Source organism: Sphingobacterium thermophilum, from assembly GCF_039541675.1.
Classification (GTDB): domain Bacteria; phylum Bacteroidota; class Bacteroidia; order Sphingobacteriales; family Sphingobacteriaceae; genus Sphingobacterium; species Sphingobacterium thermophilum.
On the sequence record NZ_BAABGR010000015.1, the window covers coordinates 152219 to 179078 of the forward strand.

The 26860-nt window shown below is 42.7% G+C and carries 17 protein-coding genes; all 17 read left to right on the forward strand.

All coding sequences use genetic code 11. The features are described from left to right. Positions 1 to 5 precede the first annotated feature (5 nt). Positions 6 to 1850, forward strand: a complete 1845-nt coding sequence (locus ABD873_RS06695) for a RagB/SusD family nutrient uptake outer membrane protein (protein WP_345066344.1) — start codon at positions 6 to 8, stop codon at positions 1848 to 1850. Between the two features lie 166 nt (positions 1851 to 2016). Then, positions 2017 to 2292, forward strand: a complete 276-nt coding sequence (locus ABD873_RS06700) for an RNA polymerase sigma factor (protein WP_345066347.1) — start codon at positions 2017 to 2019, stop codon at positions 2290 to 2292. Between the two features lie 21 nt (positions 2293 to 2313). Beyond that, positions 2314 to 2598 carry an RNA polymerase sigma factor gene (locus ABD873_RS06705; protein WP_345066350.1) on the forward strand — a complete coding sequence of 95 codons (285 nt, stop codon included), beginning with the start codon at positions 2314 to 2316 and terminating at the stop codon, positions 2596 to 2598. 91 nt (positions 2599 to 2689) lie between these two features. Beyond that, on the forward strand, positions 2690 to 3427 hold the full coding sequence (locus ABD873_RS06710; protein ID WP_345066353.1) for a hypothetical protein: 738 nt from the start codon (positions 2690 to 2692) through the stop codon (positions 3425 to 3427). A gap of 102 nt (positions 3428 to 3529) precedes the next feature. Next, positions 3530 to 4231: a FecR family protein gene (locus tag ABD873_RS06715; RefSeq protein WP_345066356.1), complete on the forward strand. Its 702-nt coding sequence runs from the start codon at positions 3530 to 3532 to the stop codon at positions 4229 to 4231. A gap of 15 nt (positions 4232 to 4246) precedes the next feature. Then, positions 4247 to 5689, forward strand: coding sequence for a thioredoxin domain-containing protein (locus ABD873_RS06720; RefSeq protein ID WP_345066359.1), 1443 nt, complete (start codon positions 4247 to 4249; stop codon positions 5687 to 5689). 445 nt (positions 5690 to 6134) lie between these two features. Continuing rightward, positions 6135 to 9599 carry a SusC/RagA family TonB-linked outer membrane protein gene (locus tag ABD873_RS06725; protein WP_345066362.1) on the forward strand — a complete coding sequence of 1155 codons (3465 nt, stop codon included), beginning with the start codon at positions 6135 to 6137 and terminating at the stop codon, positions 9597 to 9599. A gap of 18 nt (positions 9600 to 9617) precedes the next feature. Then, positions 9618 to 11429 (forward strand): RagB/SusD family nutrient uptake outer membrane protein, encoded by a 1812-nt coding sequence (locus ABD873_RS06730; protein WP_345066365.1) that lies wholly within the window; start codon positions 9618 to 9620, stop codon positions 11427 to 11429. Positions 11430 to 11467: 38 nt separating this feature from the next. Then, positions 11468 to 12910 carry a DUF4623 domain-containing protein gene (locus tag ABD873_RS06735; protein ID WP_345066368.1) on the forward strand — a complete coding sequence of 481 codons (1443 nt, stop codon included), beginning with the start codon at positions 11468 to 11470 and terminating at the stop codon, positions 12908 to 12910. Between the two features lie 66 nt (positions 12911 to 12976). Beyond that, entirely contained in the window at positions 12977 to 14434 is a 1458-nt protein-coding gene (locus tag ABD873_RS06740; protein ID WP_345066371.1) for a glycoside hydrolase family 10-like protein, read from the forward strand. A gap of 45 nt (positions 14435 to 14479) precedes the next feature. Further along, positions 14480 to 16312, forward strand: a complete 1833-nt coding sequence (locus ABD873_RS06745; protein ID WP_345066374.1) for an outer membrane protein assembly factor BamB family protein — start codon at positions 14480 to 14482, stop codon at positions 16310 to 16312. 193 nt (positions 16313 to 16505) lie between these two features. After that, a complete protein-coding gene (locus tag ABD873_RS06750; RefSeq protein WP_345066376.1) occupies positions 16506 to 19976 on the forward strand; it encodes a SusC/RagA family TonB-linked outer membrane protein in 3471 nt (1156 codons plus the stop codon). Between the two features lie 10 nt (positions 19977 to 19986). Beyond that, a complete protein-coding gene (locus ABD873_RS06755; protein ID WP_345066379.1) occupies positions 19987 to 21840 on the forward strand; it encodes a RagB/SusD family nutrient uptake outer membrane protein in 1854 nt (617 codons plus the stop codon). A 127-nt stretch (positions 21841 to 21967) separates the two neighbouring features. Continuing rightward, positions 21968 to 23740, forward strand: a complete 1773-nt coding sequence (locus ABD873_RS06760) for a glycoside hydrolase family 9 protein (RefSeq protein WP_345066382.1) — start codon at positions 21968 to 21970, stop codon at positions 23738 to 23740. Positions 23741 to 23766: 26 nt separating this feature from the next. Next, on the forward strand, positions 23767 to 24399 hold the full coding sequence (locus tag ABD873_RS06765; protein ID WP_345066385.1) for a polysaccharide deacetylase family protein: 633 nt from the start codon (positions 23767 to 23769) through the stop codon (positions 24397 to 24399). Positions 24400 to 24479: 80 nt separating this feature from the next. Next, the gene (gene murQ, locus ABD873_RS06770) at positions 24480 to 25292 is read left to right on the forward strand and encodes an N-acetylmuramic acid 6-phosphate etherase (RefSeq protein WP_345066388.1); all 813 of its coding nucleotides are present in this window, start codon (positions 24480 to 24482) and stop codon (positions 25290 to 25292) included. An 18-nt stretch (positions 25293 to 25310) separates the two neighbouring features. Continuing rightward, on the forward strand, positions 25311 to 26807 hold the full coding sequence (locus ABD873_RS06775; RefSeq protein ID WP_345066391.1) for a sodium:solute symporter: 1497 nt from the start codon (positions 25311 to 25313) through the stop codon (positions 26805 to 26807). The last annotated feature ends 53 nt before the right edge of the window (positions 26808 to 26860 follow it).

Consider the following 26860-nt stretch of genomic DNA (forward strand, 5'->3'; position numbering starts at 1 on the left):
AGCGTATGAAATTCAATAATAAAGCATTAACTCTACTTTTTGGTGCATCGTTACTGTTTGCTAGCTGTAACAAAGATGTGTTAGATAGAGGACCTTTGACATCCTATTTTGATGATGAATATTGGCAAGATGAAACACAGTTAAGATTATTTGCTAAAGGTTTCTATACTCAATATTTCAATGGATATAACAGTTCTTGGACTACTGACTATACTCCTGTTCGAGGATATACATTTTCGGACGACCTTACCATAAACGCTGCGCAGTCAAGCTTTGAAAATGCGGTTCCTTCGTCCCGATATTCGACATCGGAATCCGGTTCGTGGATTGCACAATATGGTGGTCCTACATGGAACTTCTCGTGGGTTCGTAAGTCCAATATTTTTATCGACCGTGTAGAAAATATCAGTAAGTCAAAAGTTACAACCGAAGCATACAAACACTGGTCGGCTGTGGCTCGTTTCTTCAGAGGATTTGAGTACGCGAGATTAGTGTCCGTGTTTGGCGACGTGCCTTATTTTGACGGCGTTGTAGCGGAGAACGACTTCGACACCCAATACAAAGACCGTGACGACAGAGGTTTGGTAATGGATAAAGTGTATGATGATTTCAAATATACTTTAGCAAATATCCGTACCAACGACGGGCTGCAAAACCTAGACAAATACGTTGCGGCAGCTTTCATCTCCAGATTGATGTTGTTTGAAGGTTCTTGGCAAAAATATCATGGTCTTGACCAAGATCGTGCTAAGAAATACCTTGAGTTTGCCGTAGAAGCAGCTGAGATCGTGATGAATTCCGGCAAATACTCTTTCGATAGCGATTACAAGAGCTTATTTGCTTCGCAGGATTTGGCAGCAAACAAGGAGGTTATCCTTTACCGTGCCTACGACAATACCTTGGGGGTAACACACGCCATCGCGTCATACCAAAACGGATTAGAAGCACAAAATCAGGCTGTAAACTTAGACTTCTTGAAATCGTATATCTGTAACGATGGAGAGGTGTACTCTAACTCTTCAGTAGATGGAGCCAACAGCTTCCGTCTGGAAGACTTAGCAAAATCTAGAGACCCTCGTTTTGAAGCTTCGTTCTCTACAGATTATGAAACTATTGCTTCTTCATTGGTATACGGAAACAAATTTGTAGCTAGAGATGGCTACAAGCTGTCTACTTCTCATCCGGACTACTCAAAATGGGCTTCCAACACCAACACGTCTGATGCTGCTGTAATTCGCTTGGCAGAGGTAGTGTTAAACTGGATAGAGGCTAAACAGATTTTGGCAGAGTCTTTCGGCGGTGCTCCTGTAACACAGCAAGATTTGGATAAATCTATCAACGCTATCCGCAACAGACCGCTGGACCCTATAGCAATTCAAAAAGGAGTGAAAAAGACAGCTCCTTTAATCCTTGATCAATATCCAAACGACCCTAATCGCGATGCTGACGTTTCTCCGTTGATGTGGGAAATCCGTCGTGAGCGCCGTATGGAGTTTGTATTCGAATTCTCACGCCTGCAAGACATCAGACGCTGGAAAAAATTGGAATACATGGACTTCTCCAGAAAGCAAGATTATTTCTTAGGTGCATGGGTAAATGTACCTCAAGATGCTAAAGGTCTGTTGGCCGATAAGTATAAAGGGGTAACCAAAGTGTTGAATGCAGCAGGTAATGTTGTCACTTATGACGGCACCAATGCCGATCAACTTGTTGGATTCTTATTTATTCAGAATGCTAAAAACCGTAACCAATTTAGTGAGCGCAATTATTTAGCTCCAGTTGGTTTGGCACAAATCAATGAATACGAGCAAAGAGGTTACAAATTAACTCAAACTAAGTATTGGAATTAATTTTCCTCGCTCAGCAAATTAAAGGAGATGGCATGTATATGTCATCTCCTTTTTTGTTTGTATTTGCAAATATTTGATTATCAATTTGTAAAATGGTAGCAAGAAGCCCTGTGTTATTTTGTAGCTTTACGGCCGATATAAATCTTGGGGATTCTACGAAAGAAACATGAAAGATGTTATTTCAGGAATTGTAGCATCGGATGAGGCCAGTTTTAGGCGTTTCTATGATAGATATAGGCCTAAAATTTATACGGTTGCTCTCAAATTGTTAGGAGAGAAAACCTTGGCAGAAGATGTGGTGCAAGATACTTTCCTGAAAGTATGGATAAACAAGGAATCCTTACCTACCATAGAGAATGTTGAAGCTTGGCTGCACCGCATAGCGAAAAATGTTATCCTCAACATGATGAAGAAGGCCGAATATTACAAGGTCTATGCCTAGGAAGAGGCCAAGACAGCATTGATGAGTTTTTTTCCGGAAGCGGATTATCATACGCACGAAAAGGAATTTCAACAGATATTGAATGATGCGATAAACAGGCTGCCGGAAAAACAGCGACAGGCATTCATTCTGTCCAAACAACAGTTTCTGAAGAGGGAAGAAGTGGCAAAAGGACTGAATGTTTCGCCCGAAACAGTGAAATCAAACCTCGAAAGAGTGATGAAAAGCGTACGTACCTACTGTCAGCAGCAGCTCAAAGACCTTCCTTTTGTCTTGCTCTTGTTTTTCTTTTCAAAAAATCTTTAACCCCATACCCCCATTTCTATTTTTCAATTGTCTTGGAATATAAAAGCACATATTGTAGCTCAATAATATAGCCGGACTAATATTATATTTTATGCTTGACGATAAAGTAGTAGAACGTATTTCCATATTAATCGAAAAATGTCTTAGTGATTCAATCAACGAGGTTGAAAGGGCGGAGCTATATTATTATTTGTCGGATGATCGCTATCAGCAGATTTTTGACCAGAAGATTGAGGGCTTATTCACCCGAAATATAGAGCTGCTGGATATGGATGAACAGTCTAAGGAAGCCATATTTGATACCATTGTGCAGGCAGCTCCAGTTTCGGTTGTGCCTATTAGACCACGTTTTAAGTATAAAGCTTGGATGGCGGTGGCTGCCGCCTTTATCATGATGCTGTCTGTCGTATTGTATGTTTATCTCTTCAGAACATCTAATCAAGCTGAAGAGGTTGCTGCAGTGCAGGGTGACAAGCAGAAGATCTATTCAGAGTCTTATGTCATAGCGGATGATAAAAATGGAAGAGAGCCACTCCCCGCTAAAGATAAAGCCCTCTTCGTATCGGAAGATATTAAGCTGAGTTTGGAAGATCTTAAGATCGGTGAGTCTAAAACGATCAACGGTATTCTCATCGAGAAGAAAGATGCCGGAAATATAGTGTTCAGCTTTCGTTCGTCAGCACTGACCCCAAAAGCCAAACATATCATCAACAGCATCATCACCCCTCGCGGTAGCAGTTATAAAATAACACTTCCTGACGGAGGTACGGTAGATTTGAATTCCAGCTCCAAGTTAGAATTCCCTTCGGTATTTGCGAGTCAGGAGTGAAAGGTGCTTCTGGAAGGGGAGGCTTTCTTCGCGGTGAAGAAAAATCCCGATAAAGCCTTTATTGTGGTGGCGCGCAACAGAAATATTTCGTAGGAGGTGCTCGTGTATGGGACAACCTTTAATGTTAATGCTTATGCAGAGACAAAGGCCATCGTTGCGACCTTGGTGGAAGGTAGTGTGAAGGTGAGAGCCAAAGATAAGGAGGTGTTGTTACGTCCTTCACAGCAGAGTGTAATGGGTCAGGATAGCATAATGGTTAGCCCTGCCAATATAGATATGAATCTGTCATGGAGAAATAATCTTTTCTATTTCGCAGAAACCGCTATACAGTATGTTATGAGCCAGATCAGTAGATGGTATGATGTGGATATTGTCTATGATAGTGAAATGCCTGAACTTAAGCTTACCGGCATTACTCTGCCTACAAAATTGGCCTATTACAGGATTACAGATGTGGCAAAGGATATCGATAAAGCCAGCTTATTTGCTTTCTCTTCTACACAGAAGATTCTGTTCTACGCGGTGGGAAGCAAGCTGTATGGTTATGACTACAATTTGGGATTGGAAAAGCTTTATCTCATAGAAGATTTTGAGGATGAAATTACCATGATCAATTGTGATATACAGCAAGGAAATGGTAGCCAGCTGTATGTGGCTACTTATAATCCACAGACTAAAGGAACTATTCAGAAATATATCACAGGCACAAATCCTAACAACCTTGTGATGACCAAAGTGGCCGACGTGAAATGGGAAGGATTGCTAAAAGTAAAAAGCATGACGTGGAGAAACAGCACACAATAAAAGAAAGAGACTGATATGAAAAGAATTTTAACCCTATTAGTCCTACAACTTCATGTTGTAGGACTTTTTGCCCAACGGGAGATAATCTCTGAGAAAGAGTTTCTCGCTGCGGTAAGTGAAGCCGGTCAACAGAACAAACTCATTTTCTTGGACTTCTATGCCGACTGGTGTGTACCTTGCAAGCTGATGGACAAGGAGGTTTTCTCATTAGACGACATAAAGAACCTCATGAACCAAAAGTTTGTTTTCCTTAAAGTCAATGCGGAGAAAAATTACGGAGTTGAGTTGGCCAAACAATATGCTGTGAGAAGCTATCCAACCTTCGTCGTGCTGCAACAAGACCGCAAGGAGGCTTTTCGCTTTATCGGCAAAAAATCACCAACAGAGTTTAAGGAGCTCATAGCCAAACATCTCGATACCTCACGTTCGGATGTTAGTGTGGCTTCTCGATATGCTGCGGGAGAAAGGTCGCCCCAGCTTATGCAGGACTATTTAGTTTTGCTACGTAAGGAAGGTAAGGACAGAGAGGCTGAGCTGGCCCTTCACGAATATTTTAATGCACTCTCCGAAGAGGAGAAGCATAGTGCTGACAATTGGTTTGTCTTTTCACAATATACACCTAAGTTTACGCATCCGCGCATCAAGTACCTGCTTCAGCATCAGGTCTCGTTTGAGCGGACTTTAGGAAAAGAAAAAGTGCAAAGCTACCTCATGCGTTTAGGAAGGGTAGAACTTTTGGCCTTCGCCAATGGGAATAAGGCCAACAAGGCCCTGAACCATGAGCAGCATTATGCTTTTCTCAAACAGTATTTGGTCGACTCGAAATTGATAGAACAGAAAAATATAGAGGCATTAGTAAAAATTGCCGATGCGAGGTTTAAGTTCGATAATAAAGAACAGGCACTGCTAGTGGCAGAAGAAGAGTTCGCAAACCTTACGGCGAGCGACAAGTTTATCCTAATGGCTAATATGTTTGCCCGTAAAGAAGCCGATGCAGAAAGCATTAATGCTGTGCAGAAGCGTATTTTGAGACAGAACATTAAAGAGCTGTCCGAAGATAATCAGAAAATCATTCGTCCTATGCTGGACGCTTACGAGAAGTTTGAGTTCAAAAATGGCGTTCAATTTGAAAATCTGGACTATCAGCAGACTCTGCTGAAAGCTTCGAAAGACAACAAGTTGGTGTTCATAGACTTTTATACGGATTGGTGTGGTCCATGTAAGGTCATGTCTGCAGAAGTCTTTCCCACACAAGTTGTTGGAGAGTTTATGAATCCAAAGTTTGTGTCAGTGAAAATTAATGCGGAAAAAGGTGAAGGCGTACAGATAAGCAAAAAATATAAAATCAATGCTTATCCTACCAAGGTGGTGGATGCTTCCGGAAAGGAACTTGGCCGAATTGTAGGATATAAGACACCAAGAGAACTTATCGAAGACCTTAGCCGAATAATAAAATAGGCCTGCTTTGAATACCTATAAAAAAAGGGGTGACTAGTGTCATCCCTTTTTTTATGAGCTTGTTAAATCGTTTTATCGTTTTGTGCGTTTTTTTACGTCTTTCTTAATTATCACGCAATATGAACGCTGAGTAATTAATTTTTTTGAAAAATTATTTTTCGATTAAGATTTATTTGATTAAATTGGTGAGTGTTTGTGCGTTTTTCAACAAAAAAGACGCAAAAAATCAAACTTTTTAGGTTCTATACGATTGATGGCGGCCTGCGGGAGGAGCATGGATTGTAGAGCTTAACTAACCAGATAACCAAGTATTACTATATCTGCCGTTCCGAGTAATATTAATAAACTTAAATATTACTAATCTGTAATTAATTTATTAGCCGATTCCTAGTGTTTATTGAAACTAACCTTACAACATTTATAAATCTAATTCAATATGCTAAGTATGAGGAAATATTTATTATTTACCGTAGCTTGCGGGGTAGCTCTGAATCACTATTCTTTTGCTAAGGATAGGAGTTCGGAAGGCTACTCTTATGGCAAATCTGTTTATTCGAGCAGAGGTATTGTCCAGAACACCATACAGGGGGTGGTTTCCGACAATAACGGTCCGTTGGCAGGTGTGACAATCCAGGTTGTTGGAACCTCCACTATAGCTGTTACTGATGCTCAGGGACGATATTCCATCAATGCGCCTCAAGGTTCTACCTTACGCTTTTCATCGGTGGGATATGTCACCCAGGACATACGAGTGGGTGCCAATCAAACGCTGAATGTGGTGTTGATTACACAAGACAATACCTTGGAGCAGGTGGTTGTCGTGGGATATGGCTCCCAGAAAAAGGGGCATCTCACCGGAGCAGTAACATCAGTAGACGTTGAAAAAACTTTCGGTAATAGACCTATTCCGGATGTGGGAAGAGGTCTGCAGGGCGCTGTTCCCGGATTGACCATTCAGGTTCCCTCGGGAGAGGTCGGCTCCGATCCTATATTGAAAATCCGTGGACAGGTGGGCTCCGTAAACGGTTCAAATAACCCGCTAATCTTGGTAGATAATGTCGAAGTGCCTAGCATTCAATATATAAATCCCAATGATATAGAATCTATTACGGTACTTAAAGATGCAGCTTCCAGTGCAATCTATGGATCTAAAGCTGCCTTTGGCGTTATCTTGATCACGACAAAACAGGGCGCCAAAAGTGAAAAGTCAGAGGTAGTCTATTCCAATAATTTCATCTGGCAGACTCCTTTTACGGATATACAACTTGCCGGCATCGAAGGACTGGAATATACGGTAGATGCTCATGAAAATATGAAGCAGACCGGGCCCGCTGGTGGATTCTGGCGTGTGGATAGAGCCAGCCTAGAAAAAATCCGTGAATGGCAACAGAAATATGGGGACAAGGTCGGCCCTAACGATCCTGTAGTGTACGGCAGAGACTGGTACTGGGATGGATCTCAGAAATTCGGTTACAGACTTTACGATCCTGTGTCGGCCATGATCAAAAAATTCGCTTATTCGCAAATACATAATGTAAGCCTCAACGGTAAGACAGGAAACACCTCCTATAATTTAAGTGTGGGTTATTTGGGGCAAGAAGGTATGATGAAGCCTGCTCGTCATGATGACTATAAGCGCTTTACGCCTACCTTGAATATCAACACCAAGGTGAATGACATCATTTCACTGCGCGGATCAGCACGCTATGCGGACGGAACAAAACGCAATCCTAACTCCTTGAATGCTGACGGATTTGTCGCCGACCCTTGGCTCTATCTGTATCGTTGGAGTCGTCTATTCCCTATCGGTGTGCAAGAAAATGGTGTCGACATCATCGATCCCGCATTTTCGGCAAGAATGTCAAATGACGAAATCAACAACAATAGATATATTAATCTTAATATCGGGTCAACTCTTAATATTACCAAAAACTGGAATATAGTAGGAGATTATTCCTATCAGACAGACAACCGAATGGAAACTTCTTCTGTCCCTTATGTCCGTGCAAAGACACACTGGTATGGGGTAGAAGTGTTGAAAGACGAGAATGGTCAGAATGTCTATGTCGACGAGGAAGGAAATCCAACGGACAATGGAGGTATGCTGGCCTACCAGTTTCCGATGACAGACCACACCACAAAAGCGAATACCTACTTTTATCAAAGCAGCTACAGAGAAAAAAGACATACGTTTAATGCTACTACCAACTATAATCTTTCGTTGGATAAACATGAATTTAAATTCTTGTTGGGAACAAACTTGGTGGCTTATAGCTGGTTGAATCATTATTCAAAACGTACTAACCTTATCAATAACGATAATCCACAGTTTAACTTTGCCACAGGAACCGAAACTTCTGGAGGAGGAACAAACTGGGAATCGCAGGTGGGGTTCTTCGGGCGTATCAATTATTCATTCAGTGATAAATATCTTTTTGAAGCCAGTCTCCGTAGAGATGCTACATCCAAGTTTCCTTCGCATTTGAAATGGAGATGGTATCCTTCCCTATCCGGAGGATGGGTGATATCCAACGAGAAATTTATGGAGGCATTGAATCCGGTGCTGTCCTTTGCTAAATTCCGTGCGTCTTGGGGATCTATCGGTGACCAGTCCGTGTCGAACTCCTTGTACCTACCTCAGATGTCTATTGCCAAAAATACATGGCTGAATTCTTCGGGAGAGCAGTTCTTCCAGCTAGGAACCCCGGGAGCCGTATCTGCTAATATCACTTGGCAGGATATCGAACACTTAAATATCGGAGCGGACCTAAGATTCTTTAATAATAAGTTAGGTTTTACCGCCGAATGGTTCCAGCGCTATACAAAAAATATGATCGTAGCAGGAGATGTGGTACCGGCAACGTTCGGTGCATCTTCCCCTTCTGGAAACTATGGTAACCTGAGGACCCGAGGATGGGAGTTAGCCCTTGATTTCAGTCATAAGTTCCAAAACGGATTGACGTTGTTTGCTAATGCCAATATTGCAGATGCGGTAACCTTCACCACAAAAGGAGCAGACTGGAAAACCCCTTGGGAAAACAGATCGTTGAGTACTACGTTCTCCACAGGAAGAAGGTATGGTGATGTGTATGGTTTTGTGACTGACCGCCTGTTCCAGAAAGAAGATTTTGTGTACGATGCAGATGGCAACTTTGTTCAGACAGACATCATCTACAACGGAACAAGTAAGCGTACCAACGTATTGGCAGGACCAAATCCTGTATATCAGACCTATTTTGAAGATGGTAACCAAACCCTATTGATCAGTCCTGGAGACGTAAAATTTGTTGATGTCAACGGTGATGGCTACATCGATGCCGGAAATGGAACCAACGGAAATCCGGGAGACAGAGTAGTGGTAGGTAACATTACTCCTCGCTACGATTTCGGGTTCCGCTTTGGGGGAGAATTTAAAGGCTTCGACCTCTCGGTATTTCTGCAAGGTGTAGGGAAACGCAGCATCTGGGGGGCGGGACAGCTCGCTATTCCGGGATACTATTCGAAAGAAGGAGGTATGCCTTCCGCAATCGCCAAAAATTATTGGAGAGAAGACCGTACAGATGCTTTCTATCCTAGAGCGTGGAACTTCAACGGCGCGAACGAAGGTTTCGTAATGCGCGTGCAGTCGAGATATATGCTCGATATGTCCTATCTAAGGATTAAAAACATAACCTTAGGATATAACTTCAACCCTTCTCTGTTAAACAAAGTAAAGTTGAACCGAGCACGTCTCTATGTCACCTTGGAAAACTTTTTCACGTTTGATAATCTGAGAGGCCTACCTATTGATCCTGAAGCAATTTCCGGATACAGTCCTCTTCTGACGAATGGAAACTATAACCTTGGAAGAACAGGAACAGGTAATCCTACGTTCAAGTCAGCATCATTTGGATTACAAATTGGTTTATAATTTAATGCGTTGAATAATATGAAACTTACATCAAAAATATTGTTGATCTGTCTGGCTTTAGGATTTTCTTCTTGCGAGAAATTTCTGGATAGGCCACCTTTGACATCAGAGAATGACGAGACAGCATGGACAAGCGAAGAGAAGCTGCGTCTGTATGCCAATAAATATTATCCTTCTTTTTTTGTGGGCTATGGCAGTGGGTATTCTACGGATGGTGCCCCTTTGGTAGGTTATGTCAATCACGACGACTACGTGGTATTGGGTAACCAACCGAACTTTACCAGAGCGGTTCCTACAAGCTCGATCTGGTCGTATTCGACTATACGGTCGCTGAACATTATGGTAAACCGTATTGAAGAAAGAATGGGGTCCGTATTGACCAATGAGGCCAAAAACCATTGGTTAGGTATAGCTAAGTTTTTCAGAGCTATGGAATATGCTAGATTGGTGCGTACCTACGGTGATGTGCCGTACATCGATAGGGAAGTAGGGGATACCGACTATGACGAGTTATATAAGCCTAGAGATCCGCGCAATACGGTGATGGATGCCGTTTATGAAGATTGGCGTTTTGCTATGACCAACGTGCGAACAGATGATGGCGATCAATATGTGAACCGATATGTCGTCGCGGCCTTTATTTCGCGATTGGCCCTCTATGAAGGAACATGGCAGAAATATTACTATAAAAATAATTCAAGAGCTCAGAAGTTTTTGGAATTGGCAGTAGAAGCAGCCACCTATGTGATGAACAGCAATAGGTATGATATTGTGACTGACTACCGTTCGCTGTTTACTTCCAAAGAGCTCAAGGGTAACAAGGATATGGTATTCTTTCGCAACTATGATGCGGCGGTGGGTGTGACGCATGCAATAGCTTCTTATGGCAACCTTCAGGAGTCTACAAACAACGGCCCTACTTCAGACCTTTTGAAAGCATATCTCTTAAACGACGGTCAACCATGGGAAGCTAGCTCCATGGCTGGTGCCAATAATTTCGACCTGGAAAATATGATCAAAACCAGAGATTCCAGATTTGAGGCAACATTTTATAGCAAGCCGGAATTGCTAAATAGAGGATCATTATATTATGTAAATAAATTCATTCCACGTGAAGTTGAAATGCTGGTGAAAGTAGATGGGGGAGCGATGCCTTCCGACTTTACAGGCGATAAAAATGAGACGGATGCTCCTATTATCCGCTATGCTGAAGTGTTGCTCAACTATATAGAAGCTAAAGCAGAATTGGCAACAATAGGCGGTCCGGCAGTATCCCAAGATGACATCGACAAGACGATAAATAAAATCAGAAACCGTCCTTTAGCACAAGAGGCTGTTTCCCGCGGTGTGCAGAAGACAGCACCTATGAACCTGTCTGCATTGCCTGTAGATCCTAGCAGAGATCCCGACGTTCCGGCACTTATATGGGAAATCCGTAGAGAAAGACGTATGGAATTTGCCTTCGAAACCTTCCGTCTGGAAGACTTGAAGCGCTGGACTAAGTTGGAATATATGGACAATACATTGAACACGGACCTGTTGTCCGGAGGATGGGTTAATTTCCCGGCTCAACTTCCGGGTGAGTTGGCTGCGAAGAATGTGAATATTCTTTCGGTGGTAGATCTCAACGGTAATGAGATCGTGTATAACGGAACCAATGGAGCAGCCATGGTAGGCTTCTACAAAAATCAAAACAATAAACCTCGCCTGCCATTCCTGAATCTTCCGAATGTGAATCCTTATCTTACTCCTGTGGGTATTAACCAGATAAACGAGTACGCGATAAGAGGTTATGTATTACAACAAACGGAAGGATGGCCACAAAATTAAGTCTGTGTTTAGTAATGTTTAATTAAGAAGGACCAACTATGAAACCAATAATATTTTTTAAGACGATACTTATAGCTATACTCTTTGGAGGGGTGCTTACTATGGTATCGTGTAAAGATGAGCTTCCTGGGGCAATGGATACCTCGGATAAGTTTACGGTACTAAAATCCATAAAAATTGTCAATGCGGGACCTAACGGCAATGAAGTCGTCATAGGGACAGTAAATGAAGACACGAAAACCGTGACTTTTCCGCGTCTGGATACGTTGACCGACTTCAGCAAGTTGCGTTTTGAAGCCGAACTGTCGGAGGGAGCTACTCTGGACCAAGAAACTTACACAGTACCCTTTTCGGAAGGAGAATCAGAAAGAACCATAGTCATAAAAGTGATAAATAGCCCACGATACAGAGAATACTATGTGAGAATTCGTCTGAAAGTGCCTGTCTATGGCGCCGATTTCGAGAAGGGCACTATTTACGACTTTACGAACAATGCTATAGGAAATCCTATTTATCCGGCCCACACCTTTACGGCTATGACTAGAGGAAGTGCTTTCGACGGCGAACATGTGTTGGTAGTTTCACGTTCGACGATGGGAACACATCTCCTTAAAGTTTCTGATCTTAAAAATTACGACACTACACCTATTCCGCTGAATATGACAGGTGTATCAATGGGTACCTTCCCAGTAAATATGGGAGCGTTAGTAAACGGCCATATCTATGTGGCCAACCTATCGGGGAATACCGCTGCCAGTCCTATGCGTGTTTATCATTGGACAAATCCTGCAGAGCCACCACAAATGATCGTGGATTTAAATGTAGGAACAGTGGCCAATGCTGGGGTACGTCATGGAGACCACTTCTCTGTAAGCTTGGATGATAGCGGCAATGGCTATATGTTCTTCGGAGATAATGCTGGAACAAAAGTGTTGCGTCTTAAGGTTGAAAACTACACTACTGTTTCGGATCCTTTTGTGTTCAATATGCCGGTATCAGGAGCTGGATCATGGACGACCTACAACAGGATAGGCAACTCCTCTGAATATATCTTCACAGGACACGATGCGCCGGTAACGCTGGTGACCGAAAGCGGCTCGGTAATCTTTCAGATGAGCAGAACGGCAATTCCGATAAGAAGTTCGGATGCTCGTGTGATCTACTTTAACGGCGAACGCTATCTTATCGTCACTACGGCAGCCCGTACAGGATCAGAAGCTACTAACTTTGCCGTATACGACATCACTAAGGGGGCAAGTGTTAGCGAAGCACTTGCAACGCTTAACTCGACACCTAATGTGAAACCTGTATTCGAACATTCTTTGATGGGGCCTGTAAACACTTCTCCTTCATCCAATACGGGATGGGCCATCAAAAAGGATAGTCAGGGTAATGACGAGAGCTTATTGCTGTTTTCTGCTGCAAGTGATGCAGGATTTGTATTCTTCGAATTTCCGAAAAAAGTGTTAGAAGATGAATAGATTATAATTTGGAGATAGCACAAACCGTTGTGCTATCTCTTTTTATTAAAGTCAGCGCTTAATCTTATGAAATCATTGAGAATAACTAAAATATTTGCCTTATTAGTAGTATTGCTGGTGAGCAGCTGTGGTAAGGACAGCCCGACACCAGGACCGGATCCGGAGCCTAATCCAAATCCCAACCCTCCAACAAATACGGAATTGAAATTCCCACGCAAGGAGATGCGTGCCGCTTGGATTGCTACGGTATGGTCTATCGACTGGCCTAAGTCTACCGATATGGCGACCCAAAAGCAGCAGTATATTGATATCTTAGACCGCTTGAAGGAGTTAAAATTCAATACAGTATTTTTCCAAGTTAAGGGCTTGGGAGATGCTTTCTACAATTCGCCTTATGAACCGTGGTCGGCGGCGATTACTGGTACCAGAGGAAAGGATCCCGGCTATGATGTACTGAAATTTTTGATTGATGAGGCCCATGCAAGAGATATTGAATTTCACGCTTGGATGAACCCCTATCGTATTTCTAGTGCTCCTCCTTATCCGGATTTACATCCTTCTATCGACCCTTCTTGGGTAAAGGATTATCCCGGAAATATAAGGATGTATAATCCCGCATTGCCGGAGGTAAGACAACGTCTAAATGATATTGTTAAAGACTTGATTACCAAATACGATGTTGATGGCATTCACTTCGATGATTATTTCTATCCATCCGTCCCATCCGGCGTGACACATGATGATGATGCTGAGTTTAGTCAGTATGGTTCAGGCTATACGTCCAAGGCAGCATTCCGTCGGGGTAATGTAGATAAAGCCATAGAAGGGGTGTACAATACGATAAAGTCTACCAAACCTCAAGTAGTGTTTTCGGTCTCGCCAGCGGCAAATAAGGACAACAACTATAATAGTCTGTATGCCGATGTAGCCAAATGGACGCAAGAAGGTTGGGTAGATATACTCATCCCTCAGCTTTATCAGGAAATAGGCAATTCTTTTAACCCTTTTGAAGGAAACCTAAGCATATGGTCGCAGTTTCGTGGTAAATCCAAGCTGGTAATAGGGATAGGGTTTTATAAGTTTGGTGACCCAACGTATCCTGCCTTCCAGAATACGCAAGAATTGGTGAATCAATTTGACTTAGTACGTAAGAACAACTATACAGTAGGTACTTCCATCTATAATACCAGCAGCATTCTGGCAAACAAGATAGGCATTACCGACAAGCTTGCAGACCTGTATAAGGCCAACGTGCTGATGCCTTTCGCAGGAAGAGAGGTGGCAGCAGCGCCTACCACTCCTACGAATCTTGCATTGAATGGAAATGAGCTGAGTTGGTCCGGAGGAGGAAGTAATGTCCGCTATGCGGTGTACTACTTTTCTAGCCTTACAGCTGAAGGAGAGTTGATAGAAGTAACTAGATCGACAAAGGCTACTGTAACAAAAGCCGGCTATTATTGCGTGAGCGCTGTAAATGTGGATAATGTGGAAAGCAAGGCAACAAATTCTATTGAGAAAAAGTAAAGAATGATTATTTTAAAAAGTATCTTTGTGCACACTTATTTGCTTATGAAAAGAATATTTATTGCTATTGCCTTTATTTTTAGTCTGTCTACTGTATGTGCCCAGACGCTTTTTAAATTTGCTCAGATTACGGATACTCACGTGGGAGGCCAAACCGGTGAAGAGGATTTGCGCCGTACCGTCAAAGACCTCAATCAGCTGAAAGATATAGATTTCGTAATCCTGTCGGGTGATGCTACCGAATTTGGTGCAGATCATGAATTGGAATTGTGCAAGCAGATTCTTAGCGAGCTCAAGCTGCCTTTATATGTTATTCCAGGTAATCACGACAGCAACTGGTCGGAAAGCGGTGCTAACTCTTTCCGAAAAGTTTTTGGAGGAGAAACATTTTTCTTCGAGCACAAAGGATTTCAGTTTGTGGGTACGACGTCCGGACCCAACATGCGTATGAGTCCGGGACAGATTCCGCGAGAAAATATTGTGTGGTTGGATTCCATTTTCAAAGCTCATCCCGATAAAGATGTGCCTTTGATTTCCATAAATCACTATCCTTTGGATTCATCCCTGAACAACTGGTATGAGTTGGTGGACCGCTTACATACGCGCAATATACAATTTGCTTTATGTGGTCACGGCCATATCAATAAGCTTTACGATTGGGATGGTATACCAGGGATTATGGGGCGTTCTAACCTTCGTGCTAAAGCCGAAGTAGGAGGGTACAACATAATCACTTTAACCAAAGACTCTGTTTTCTTCCAAGAACGTAATCCCGGCGTAGGAACACAAGAGGCTTGGCTTAAGTTGCCTTTGCGTAAACTTACTTTCCATAAGAATTATAAAAGACCGGATTTCTCTGTTAACAATACCACGAAGGCCCGTGTAGTGTGGGAATATATCAACGATGGTGACCTAGGAGCAGGCATTTCCACAGATGGTAAGTTGGCCTTTACCGCCAATACTATTGGTGAGCTTTTTGCCCTAAACATCCAATCAGGAAAAAGAGCTTGGGTCTTCAAAACCGGAGGAAAGATTTATTCAACGCCGGCCGTAGCTAATGGTGTGGTAGTGGTGGGTTCTTCTGATAACCATATCTATGGTGTGGATAGCAAGACAGGCAAAGAAATCTGGCGTGTAAAGGCTAACAAAGCGGTGTTAGGCTCTCCGAATATTTATAAAGGAAAAGCTTATATAGGAGCTTCTGACGGAATCTTCCGTTGTATAGATCTGAAAACAGGAAGAGTGATTTGGAGTTTTGATAAAGTGAAAGGCTACGTTTCTACGCTTCCTACGATTGCAGATGGAAAAGTGATATTCGGCTCTTGGGGCAATGGCTTCTATGCTTTGGATGTGCATACCGGAAAAGTGGTTTGGGAATGGGACAACGGTCATACTAACAGAATGTTTTCCGCAGCGGCATGCTATCCTGTAGTAGCCAACAACAGAGTGTTCATTGTGGCGCCGGATAGATTTATGACAGCCTTAGACCTGAAAACAGGAAAAGTGATTTGGAGAGAGAAAAAAGATACCGTGCGTGTCAGAGAATCTATGGGATTGTCTTTCGACAAGAAGCGTGTCTACGCCAAAACTATGGACGGAGAGCTGATAGGCGTATCGGTATATGCTAATTCCATGGATATCGAATGGAAGTCCAAGCTCAAATTGCCTTATGAATTAGCTCCGTCGGCTATCTATAGCAATAAAGATGTGATAATCGTGCCGAACAATTCAGGTTTGGTATCTGCGGTAAATCCTGTTTCGGGGGAGGTAGTTTGGCAATATAAGATTTCCAATGCCTTAGTCAACCCACCACTGGTAACCAAAAAATATGTTATCGCGAGCACAATGGACGGTAAAATAGTTAAGCTAACATATTGATTTAAAACAAAGAATATTAAAGGAGGGAGCAATAAGCTCCCTTTTTTATTGGTTTGTTACAATTAATGCCTATTCTTTCTGGTTTTTGCTGTAATTAGGCAAGAATTGGAAAATTTTCTTGTTTAACATTCCGGGAATGATTAATTTAACTCTGCATTAATCTACTTATAGCAATAACCAAATTATAAACGTTATGCGAAAATTAGTACTATTTTCACTTGCACTGGGAATGTCTCTCCCTACTTATTCATTTGTGAAGGTGAATAAGGATAAAGACAGGATCCAGAAAACCTCCGATTCCTATCGAAAGGTAGATCAAGAGGTTGTTCAAGGAAAGGTTACCAGTAAGTCTGGTCCTTTGCCTGGAGCTACGGTGTCAGTAGTGGGGGGAGAATCTACACAGACCGATGCTGAAGGAAATTATTCTGTGAAAGCGAAAGTCGGAGCCACTTTACGTGTATCGATGGTAGGCTATGCTACCAAAGAGGTTATAGTTACAGGAACTACCGTAAACATCGATTTGGATGAGCAGGGTACAGCCCTTGATGAGGTAGTAGTCGTGGGATATGGTACCCAGCGTAGAGGAAATCTTACTGGAGCCGTCTCTACTGTCAATATTAAAGATAATTTGGAAGGACGCACAGTGGTGGATGTAGGGCGTGCTATTCAGGGTACTACGCCGGGTCTTAACATTACCATCCCTAGTGGAGAGGTAGGTTCTGACCCTTTAATCAAAATTCGTGGTGCTGTGGCTTCCATAACGGGAAGTAGTTCGCCTCTGATTTTGTTAGATAACGTAGAAATTCCAAGTATTCTCTATGTCAATCCAGACGATATAGAGTCTATTACGGTGTTGAAGGATGCCGCCGCTTCATCTATTTATGGAGCAAAAGCTTCTACCGGGGTGATTTTGATTACCACCAAAACGGGAGCTGCAGGTAAGCCCAGTATAAACTATTCCAACAACTTCTCGTATCAGAACCTTTCTAAAAAGTTTGAGATGGGAACCATCAATGCCTTAAAGTATAGCATTGATGCGATGGAGCGTGTTGGAGCAACAGTGTATGGTGCTTTTTATTCTTTGGATAAGGCCAGCTATGAAAAGGCTAAGGAATGGCACGATAAATATGCTGGTAAGTTGGGACCTGACGACCCTACCGTCTATGGACGTGACTGGTATGTAGATCCTGCGTTCCCTACAAGAAAGTATGGCCTTAGAACGTATGATCCGTATGATTATATGATTCGCGAGTGGGCTCCGACACGTACCCACAATGTCTCAATCAGTGGTACTGCGGGAAAGACAAAGTACACTACATCCTTTGCTGCGGTAGACCAAAGTGGTATGCTTAAGCCTGGAAATAAAGATAACTTCACCCGATATAATGCAGCATTACGTCTGTCCACCGATCTGACGGATTACCTTACAGTAAGAGGTGGGCTTATGTATGTGAATCGCATCAAGACATACCCATATGCCACTAACTCCACAACAGCTGACCCATGGCTTTATATGTACCGATGGAGCTCTCTATACCCTATGGGTTATGATGAAAGAGGATATCCTATCCGCAGCCCATGGAGCGAAAATGAATTTGCCAATAGAGCATCCATGAATAGAAATTATGTTAATGCTAATATCGGAACGACCCTAAAACTTAAAAACAATTGGAAAGTTGATGTAGATTATACTTTCACTACAGAAGATTATAAATGGGATAGAAGAGGGACGCGCTTTACAGCGGCAAACAGCTGGGTGGCGGCACGCGAGCGTAGAGATGCCGCCGGAAATCCTGTATATGTAAATTCCGAAGGTAAGGTGGTGTCTGCAGGTGACCCAGGAGCAATGTTAGCCTACGATCTTGCGTATGAAACCTACACAGCAAATGGTTCCAACCCGGACCACATCTATCAAAGATCGGAAAACCGATTCAAACATACGCTGAATGCCTTCACCACATACGATCTTAACTTGAATACGGACCATGCCTTCAAATTTATTGTAGGTTCAAACTTGGTGACAAATAACGAGAAGAGCCACTGGACCCAACGCACAAACCTCTTGGATATAACCAATCCACAATTTGACTTGGCTGTAGGAGAAATCACAGGAGGTGGTGGAGAAGCTTGGGATGCTCAGTTGGGGTATTTCGGACGTATGAACTATGCTTTTAGGAACAAATATCTGTTTGAAGGAAATGTACGCTATGACGGCTCTTCTAAGTTCCCTAAAGAGCTGAAATGGCAGTGGTTTAGTTCAATGTCTGCAGGATGGGTAGTGTCAGAAGAAGCATTTATGCAGGCACTAAATCCAGCCATAAGCTTCCTGAAATTAAGAGGATCATGGGGCGTCATCGGTAACCAGGCTGTACCACCTGATTTGTATGTTTCTAATATGACCTCTTCGGAGAGTACTTGGATTGCTAATGGCGCTAAAGTCATAGCCATCGGTTCTCCGGCAATACGATATCCTTCTGTATTCTGGGAAAAATTGGAAACCTTGAATGGGGGACTTGATGCACGTTTCCTTAATAATAAGTTGGGGTTAACGGTAGATATATATAAACGGACTACCAAAGATATGTTCGGTGCATTGTCCGGAACGACTTGGACAATAGGAGGGTCTGCACCACAGTTGAATAAAGGTTCTTTGGTAACCAAAGGATATGAAATCTCGGTGGATTTCAATCACCGCTTCGAAAATGGATTAGGTATCAACCTGCGTGCTAACTTCGACGATGCAAAATCCAGAGTGTACGGTTATACCGATTCGCGTATTCAGGGATCTTTGCATGATGGAGCTGTGTACGGTGATATCTGGGGTTATGTTACGGACAGGTTGTTTCAGTTAGATGATTTCGTGCTGGATGCGAATGGAAAACCTCAGTTAGTGACGCTAACGCCGGAGATGACAAAGTATTATACGAATGGAGGGGGACGTACCTACTTGCTGAAAAATAATCCGGATGGCAGTAAACCTGTATATCAGACTTTTCTCGAAAACTCAGCATCTTTCGACTTCGGCCCTGGGGATGTTAAATTTAAAGACCTTAATGGCGATGGAGAGATTGACAATGGGGATGGCACCGTTGATAATCCTGGAGACCGAACTATTATAGGTAACTCGACGCCACGCTACAACTACGGCTTGAGGTTCGGTGCAGACTACAAAGGTTTTGACTTTTCCATTTTCTTCCAAGGTGTAGGGGCTCGTAAGATTTGGGGAGAAGGTTTCTTAGCGCAAGCTGGATGGCATGTGTCGGACGGAGCTATGCCGGCAACCTTCGTTAACGACTATTGGACGCCGGATAATCCGGACGCTTTCTACCCTGCAGCCTATAGCAATGGTGGTACCGCAAATATCAATAATATGCAGATACAAAGCCGTTATCTGCTCGATATGTCATACCTGCGCATAAAGCAGTTGTCCTTAGGTTATACTCTTCCTAGAGAAATTTCACAAAAGGTGAAGCTGGATAGGGTGAGAATCTACACCTCTTTGGAAAACTTCTTTACATGGGATAAGCTTAGAGGTTTACCTATCGATCCTGAAGAAGTGTCAGGCTATTCGATGTTCAATACCTCAAACTATAATATGAATAGAGCAGGGGTTGGCGTGCCTACCTATAAGAGTGCTTCTTTTGGTTTACAGTTGACATTCTAATTCGGATATTATGAAAAAGTTAATATATATACTTCTGGGAACGACCTTGGGGCTTTCTAGTTGTAGTGATTTATTAGACAGACCGGAATTGAATAAGGTAGTGGATAGTGAAGGTAACTTCTGGCGCAATGAGAACGATTTGCGTCTGTTTGCCAATGACTTCTATCCCAACTACTTTGTAGGGTATAATACAGGTTACGGAACGGCATATGCTCCACTGACAGGCTATAATTTTGCCGACGATTTTACGAGTTCAGGAAATCAGGCCAATCTCTTGGGAAGTGTACCTACGGGTACGGGCGGCTCTAGTAGCTCGGCCTTGTCTATATTGCGTGCCGAACATCCGGGACCTAACTGGAACTTCTATTGGGTAAGAAAAGCCAATATCATGCTCCATCGTATCGACAATGTGGCTAAGCCTAACCTTTCGGACGAGGAATACAAACATTGGACCGCGGTAGCTAGATTCTTCAGAGGTTATGAGTATTCGCGTCTAGTAAGCAATTTCGGCGATATCCCTTATTTTGATACAGAAGTAGCCGTGAATGATCCTGACCAGATGTATAAGGCTCGCGATCCACGGGGCGAGGTCATGGACAAGGTCTATGAGGACTTCAAATACGTGATGGACAATATGCGTGAAAATGACGGCGTGGGCTATCTCAACAGATATGTTGCCGCAGCACTTATTTCCAACCTTATGCTGTTTGAAGGATCTTGGCAAAAGTATCATGATCTGGATGGCGCACGGGCGAAGAAATACCTTGAATTTGCGCGCGATGCTGCAGAATATGTCATGAATAGTGGCAAATGGTCTTTCTCGTCGGATTTCAAGAGTCTTTTCGCCTCCGAAAATCTTGCCGGCAATCCGGAAGTGATTTTTTATCGCGTATATGATGATGCGTTGGCTGTACGCCATGCTGTGGGATCCTATAGCAATGGCACGGAAGCACAATCCCGTTCAGCCAACCTTGACCTATTAAAAGCTTTCATCTGTGTGGATGGTAAGGTTTGGCAAAACTCATCGGTTCCTGACGCCAACAGTTTTCGTCTGCAGGATCTTGCTAAAACCAGAGACCCTCGTTTCGAAGCTACTTTCATGGATACCATCAACACGGCGGCTTCGGGAACATTGGTGTATGCTCATAAATTTGCGGGACGAGAAGCCCTTAACTACATAGGCTCCACTTACCCAGCAAAATGGGCTTCCAACTCCAATACCAATGACGCTCCTGTTGTAAGACTTGCAGAGGTGGTTCTGAACTGGATAGAGGCCAAGCAGATATTAGCTGAATTTTACGGTGGTGCTGCCGTGACGCAGGCAGATTTGGATAGGTCTATCAATGCTATCCGAAACCGTCCTTTGGATGATGTCGCTGTCAGCAAGGGAGTGACAAAGACAGCTCCTCTGATGCTTAATAGCCTTCCAAACGATCCGGAAAGAGATAGTGATGTTTCTCCTTTGATGTGGGAAATCCGTAGGGAAAGACGTATGGAGTTTATATTCGAATACGCCCGAATTCAGGATATACGTCGTTGGAAGAAACTTCATTATTTGAACTTCGATAGCGATGATTATCGCTTGGGAGCCTGGATTATCGGTAATGTAGACTTACGTGATAAGGCTAATCCAGGGAAGATTGCAAGTACCTATAAGGATGTTTTGGAGGTCAAAACAGCATCAGGACAGATTATCAAATATGACGGCACCAATGATGCGCAAATGGTGGGTTACTATGTTGTGAGAGGATTTGGTCCGCGTCAGCCTGTTCAAGATAGAAATTATTTGGCGCCAATAAGTCAGCTACTCATCGACGAATATCGCGATAGAGGGTACACTCTCACCCAAACTGTAGGCTGGTAGTGCGTTATTTATACGTGGGAGAGAGATTTCTCTCTCCCATTTGTTATGTTTTTTATACTTTTACCAAAATCTAAATTTACGTTCCACAATTATTATGAGAATTTTTCCATTATTAGTTTTACTATGCTTGAGTATTAATGTAGTGTTTGCACAGCAGTCTTCATGGATTCGTGTGAACCAGCTTGGTTATCTTCCGGAAGGAAAGAAGGTGGTGGTATGGGTCACCAAAGGTGAAAAGAGCGTTAAATCTTTTCAGGTTGTAGATGCTCAAACGAAGAAGACTGTGTATCGCGCCAAGGTAAATAAGGTTTTTGGTAAGTACGGTCCTTTCACGAAGGGCGCTCGTTTGGATATTTCTGCTGTAAAAAAATCCGGAACCTATTATGTTGTTACCGATGATGGCACAAGGTCGCCACTTATCAAGATTAATGAGGATGTATACAAAGGGACAGCAGATTTTGCTTTGCGTTATATGCGTCAGCAGCGGACTTTGTTCAATCCTTTTTTGAAGGACAGCTGCCATACTCACGATGGTTTTACGATGTATGCCTCTTCGGTGGGACTTCCCGATAGCACTCGTATAGATGTGGCGGGAGGTTGGCATGACGCCTCGGACTACCTGCAATATTCTACCACTTCAGCAAATGCAACGTTCCATCTGTTGGCGGCGTATCGCGACTTTCCTTTCGTGTTTGGTGATGAGAAGCAGGCTAACGGCTTGGACGGAAAAAATGGTGTTCCGGATGTGCTGGATGAAGCTAAATGGGGACTGGACTGGTTGTTGAAGATGCATCCGCAGCCTAACATGATGTTTAACCAGATAGCAGATGATAGAGATCATGCCAGCATGCGCTTGCCGGGACAAGACTCTCTTTATGGCAGAGGTCACGAAAGACCGGTATATTTTATTGATGGAAACCCACAGCAACGTGGTAAGTTTTTAAACAATACTACCGGAACGAGCTCTACAGCAGGTAAGTTCGCAGGAGCGTTTGCATTGGGATACCATCTTCTACGTGATAAAGATGCCCAATACGCTGCTATTTTGAAAGAGAAGGCCAAGACAGCATACGATTACGCATATATTAAGCCGGGTGTAACACAGACCGTTTCTGTGAAATCGCCATATATCTATGCTGAAGATAATTGGGTGGACGATATGGAGCTGGCAGAAACTATGCTATATACCATTACGCGTGATGAAAAAAATCTTCAAAAAGCATTAGAGTATGCCCGTCAAGAGCCGGTAACACCATGGATGATACGGGACACGGCCAATCATTATCAGTATTATCCTTTTATCAACCTAGGACATTTCGAATTAGCAAAAGTGACGCAAGGTGAAATACGTAAAGAAGTATTGGATTATTATAAAAAAGGGATAGAATATGTATGGAGCAGAGCCAAAGAAAATATGTTCTATCGTGGAGTTCCTTTTATTTGGTGTAGCAACAATCTCACTACGTCGTTTGCTATTCAAGCCTATTGGTACAGACAGCTAAGTGGAGATGTTCAGTATGAGGAGCTCGAGCAAGCCAATGTAGACTGGTTATTTGGTGTAAACCCTTGGGGGACAAGTATGGTTTATGGTCTTCCTGCTGATGGTGATACGCCTACAGATCCGCATTCGGCCTTTACGCACCTGCATAACTATCCTATCGACGGAGGTCTTGTCGATGGTCCAGTGTATGCTTCTATCTTCAACAGTCTAATCGGTATCAAGCTGTCAAAGCCGGACGAATATGCGGAGTTTCAAAGCGACTTAGCCGTTTATCACGATGATTTCGGAGACTACAGTACGAATGAGCCTACGATGGACGGAACCGCCTCGCTAATCTATCTATTATCAGCAAAAGAAGCGGAAAGTAAAAAAAAACTACTGACAAATTCGGTGCAATAATACGAGGTAATGCTGAGAAACCTCAAGTGAGCTTGGTGTTTACGGGAGATGAATTCAGAGATGGTTTGCCACATATTGCCCAAGTATTGAAAAAGAAAAAGGTTAAAGCCGCTTTTTTCGTTACAGGAAAATTCTTGGAAGACAAAAAGTCGGCAAGAATTTTGGTAGACCTGTATCGCGATGGACACTACGTGGGGCCACATTCGGATAAGCATCTGCTGTATGCTCCATGGGAAAAACGCGATAGTCTCTTGGTGACAAAGGAAGAGTTTGTTCAGGATTTGGAAGCCAATGTAGCAAAGCTTCAAAAATTAGGAATAGATAGAGGTTCAATGTTTATTCCGCCGTATGAGTGGTACAACAGACAGACGGTAGAGTGGGCCGAAGAGTTAAATTTCAGTGTGTATAATTATACACCTGGCTTGCGGACTCCTGCAGACTATACGTATCCCGAAATGGCTAACCGCTACATGTCGTCGGACGCTATTCTGAATCAATTGTATTCTTATGAAGAAACGAACGGGTTAAACGGGTATATCATTCTAATCCATATAGGTACAGATCCGCGACGTACGGATAAACTGTATCTGCGGCTTGAAGAATTGATAGATAAATTAAACGCAAAAAATTATAATTTCGTGAGGTTAGAAAAATTATAGTTGCGTTTTTTTGCGTGTTTTGTATAAAAATTGCATCTTTACGATGTAATTAATAAAGGGTATTCAAAGATTTTACTTAGATGGTCATTACAACAGAGAAAGAATCTAATTACCAAGATCTAGACAAAATGTCTGTTCTTGAGTTGCTTACAAATATTAATAATGAAGATAAAACAGTTCCATATGCGGTAGAGAAAGCTATTCCTCAGATTGAGGCTTTAGTGAAGGCAGCTGTGGAATGTATGAAGAAGGGTGGTCGTATATTTTATATCGGTGCAGGAACCAGCGGCCGTTTAGGTATTTTGGATGCGTCAGAATGTCCTCCTACTTATGGGGTTCCTCACGACTGGGTAATAGGTCTTATTGCCGGTGGTGATATAGCTATCCGTAAAGCTGTAGAATTTGCTGAAGATGATATGGAGCAGGCATGGAAAGATTTGGACGAATACTGTATCACGGAGAATGACATCGTAATCGGTATTGCTGCGTCGGGTACTACCCCTTATGTTATTGGGGGGCTTAAAGCTGCCAATGAGAGAGGTGTGGCTACAGGCTGCGTAGTATGTAACGGCGGTTCTCCTATAGCAGCGATAGCTAAATATCCTGTAGAAGTTATTGTAGGACCTGAATTTGTTACAGGCTCAACACGTATGAAGTCGGGGACAGCACAGAAATTGGTGTTGAATATGATCAGCACTTCTGTGATGATACAATTAGGACGTGTGAAAGGAAATAAGATGGTGGATATGCAGTTGTCAAATCATAAGCTGGTAAGCCGCGGTGTGCGTATGGTGATGGCAGAAACGGGAGTAGATGAGTCGGTAGCTGCACAATTGTTGGAACAGTATGGTAATGTGCGTAAGGCCATCGACGCGTATAATCAAAGTAAATAATTTTAACAAAGACTTTTTATGTCCCCAATAATATTATTATCATTTCTAGTCGCTTACTTCGGTGTATTGTTGGCAGTGTCCTACTTCACCTCTAAAGGATCGGCAGACAATTCAACTTTCTTTGTGGCCAACCGCAACTCGAAGTGGTATATGGTGGCCTTCGGTATGATCGGAACCGCCTTGTCGGGGGTGACGTTCATTTCAGTTCCTGGGGCTGTAGGAGCTTCAAATTTCAGTTATTTCCAATTTGTATTGGGTAATGCGGTAGGTTTTCTCATCATTGCCTATGTGCTCCTTCCTCTGTATTATAAGATGAAGCTTACCTCCATCTATACCTATTTGGAGGAGCGTTTCGGGTATTTGACCTATAAAACAGGAGCCGGTATATTTTTGGTTTCAAGAACCATTGGCTCTGCATTCAGACTTTACCTCGTAGCAATTGTATTGCAGCATTTTATATTCGATGCATGGAATGTTCCTTTTGCTATTACCGTCACTTTGTGTTTGGTCCTCATCTGGCTTTATACGAATAAAGGTGGATTGAAGACAATCATCGTTACGGACACTTTGCAGACCACCTTCTTGGTGACAGCCGTGATTTTATCCATCTATTTTATGGCAAAAGGGTTGGATTTCGGTATTGTAGAAACATTTGAAGCAGTAAAGGAAAGCAGCTATTCGAAAATATTTTTCTGGGAAGATTTCATTGGTAGCAAGGCCAATTTCTGGAAACAGTTCTTAGGTGGTGTGTTTGTTACCATCGCTATGACGGGTCTAGATCAGGACTTAATGCAGAAGAACCTGTCTATGGGTACGATAAAAGAAGCACAAACGAACATGATTACCTTCACATCGGTATTCGTGGTTATCAATATCTTTTTCTTGGCTGTAGGTGCATTGCTTTACATTTTCGCTGAAAAAAATGGAATAGATGTTTCCACATTGGCGACAAGAGATTATCTGTACCCGGAGATTGCGCTTAACCACTTGTCAATAGTGCCGGCGATTATCTTTATGATGGGGCTGACCGCAGCTACTTTTGCTACTACAGACTCGGCACTCACGGCATTGACTACTTCTTTTTGTGTGGATTTCTTGAACTTCAACAAGAAGGAGAATCCTAACGATCCTGCGTTGGTAAGAAAGCGTAATCTCGTACACTTGACTTTCTCCGTGATAATGCTGTTGGTGATTCTTGTGTTCAAGCTTATCAACGACGATTCGGTAGTGAATGCTATTTTTACGGCGGCTAGTTATACATATGGACCTTTGTTGGGACTCTTTATCTTTGGACTCTTTACTAAGAAAGCAGTAAACGACAAGTTGGTGCCATACATCTGTGTAGCTTCACCGTTGATATTATTCTTTTTGAATACATACGTTATTTCAGTATATACCAATTATGTTATTGGTTTGGATTTAATTATCCACAATGCTCTTATAACGGTTATTTTGTTGTGGCTTACCTCTCCGGGTAAAGCCTCAGAGAAGGCCTTATCTCATAACGCTTTTTAACAGATAGTGATTTGTGTGTGCAAAAAATTAGCTGTAAGTTTGAATAACTAGTT

Excerpts from the sequence above, each read along its gene's own strand:
- ABD873_RS06695 (WP_345066344.1), top strand. The coding sequence starts at position 6 with ATGAAATTCAATAATAAAGCATTAACTCTACTTTTTGGTGCATCGTTA.
- ABD873_RS06700 (WP_345066347.1), top strand. The coding sequence starts at position 2,017 with ATGAAAGATGTTATTTCAGGAATTGTAGCATCGGATGAGGCCAGTTTT.
- ABD873_RS06705 (WP_345066350.1), top strand. The coding sequence starts at position 2,314 with ATGAGTTTTTTTCCGGAAGCGGATTATCATACGCACGAAAAGGAATTT.
- ABD873_RS06710 (WP_345066353.1), top strand. The coding sequence starts at position 2,690 with ATGCTTGACGATAAAGTAGTAGAACGTATTTCCATATTAATCGAAAAA.
- ABD873_RS06720 (WP_345066359.1), top strand. The coding sequence starts at position 4,247 with ATGAAAAGAATTTTAACCCTATTAGTCCTACAACTTCATGTTGTAGGA.
- ABD873_RS06725 (WP_345066362.1), top strand. The coding sequence starts at position 6,135 with ATGAGGAAATATTTATTATTTACCGTAGCTTGCGGGGTAGCTCTGAAT.
- ABD873_RS06730 (WP_345066365.1), top strand. The coding sequence starts at position 9,618 with ATGAAACTTACATCAAAAATATTGTTGATCTGTCTGGCTTTAGGATTT.
- ABD873_RS06735 (WP_345066368.1), top strand. The coding sequence starts at position 11,468 with ATGAAACCAATAATATTTTTTAAGACGATACTTATAGCTATACTCTTT.
- ABD873_RS06740 (WP_345066371.1), top strand. The coding sequence starts at position 12,977 with ATGAAATCATTGAGAATAACTAAAATATTTGCCTTATTAGTAGTATTG.
- ABD873_RS06745 (WP_345066374.1), top strand. The coding sequence starts at position 14,480 with ATGAAAAGAATATTTATTGCTATTGCCTTTATTTTTAGTCTGTCTACT.
- ABD873_RS06750 (WP_345066376.1), top strand. The coding sequence starts at position 16,506 with ATGCGAAAATTAGTACTATTTTCACTTGCACTGGGAATGTCTCTCCCT.
- ABD873_RS06755 (WP_345066379.1), top strand. The coding sequence starts at position 19,987 with ATGAAAAAGTTAATATATATACTTCTGGGAACGACCTTGGGGCTTTCT.
- murQ (WP_345066388.1), top strand. The coding sequence starts at position 24,480 with ATGGTCATTACAACAGAGAAAGAATCTAATTACCAAGATCTAGACAAA.
- ABD873_RS06775 (WP_345066391.1), top strand. The coding sequence starts at position 25,311 with ATGTCCCCAATAATATTATTATCATTTCTAGTCGCTTACTTCGGTGTA.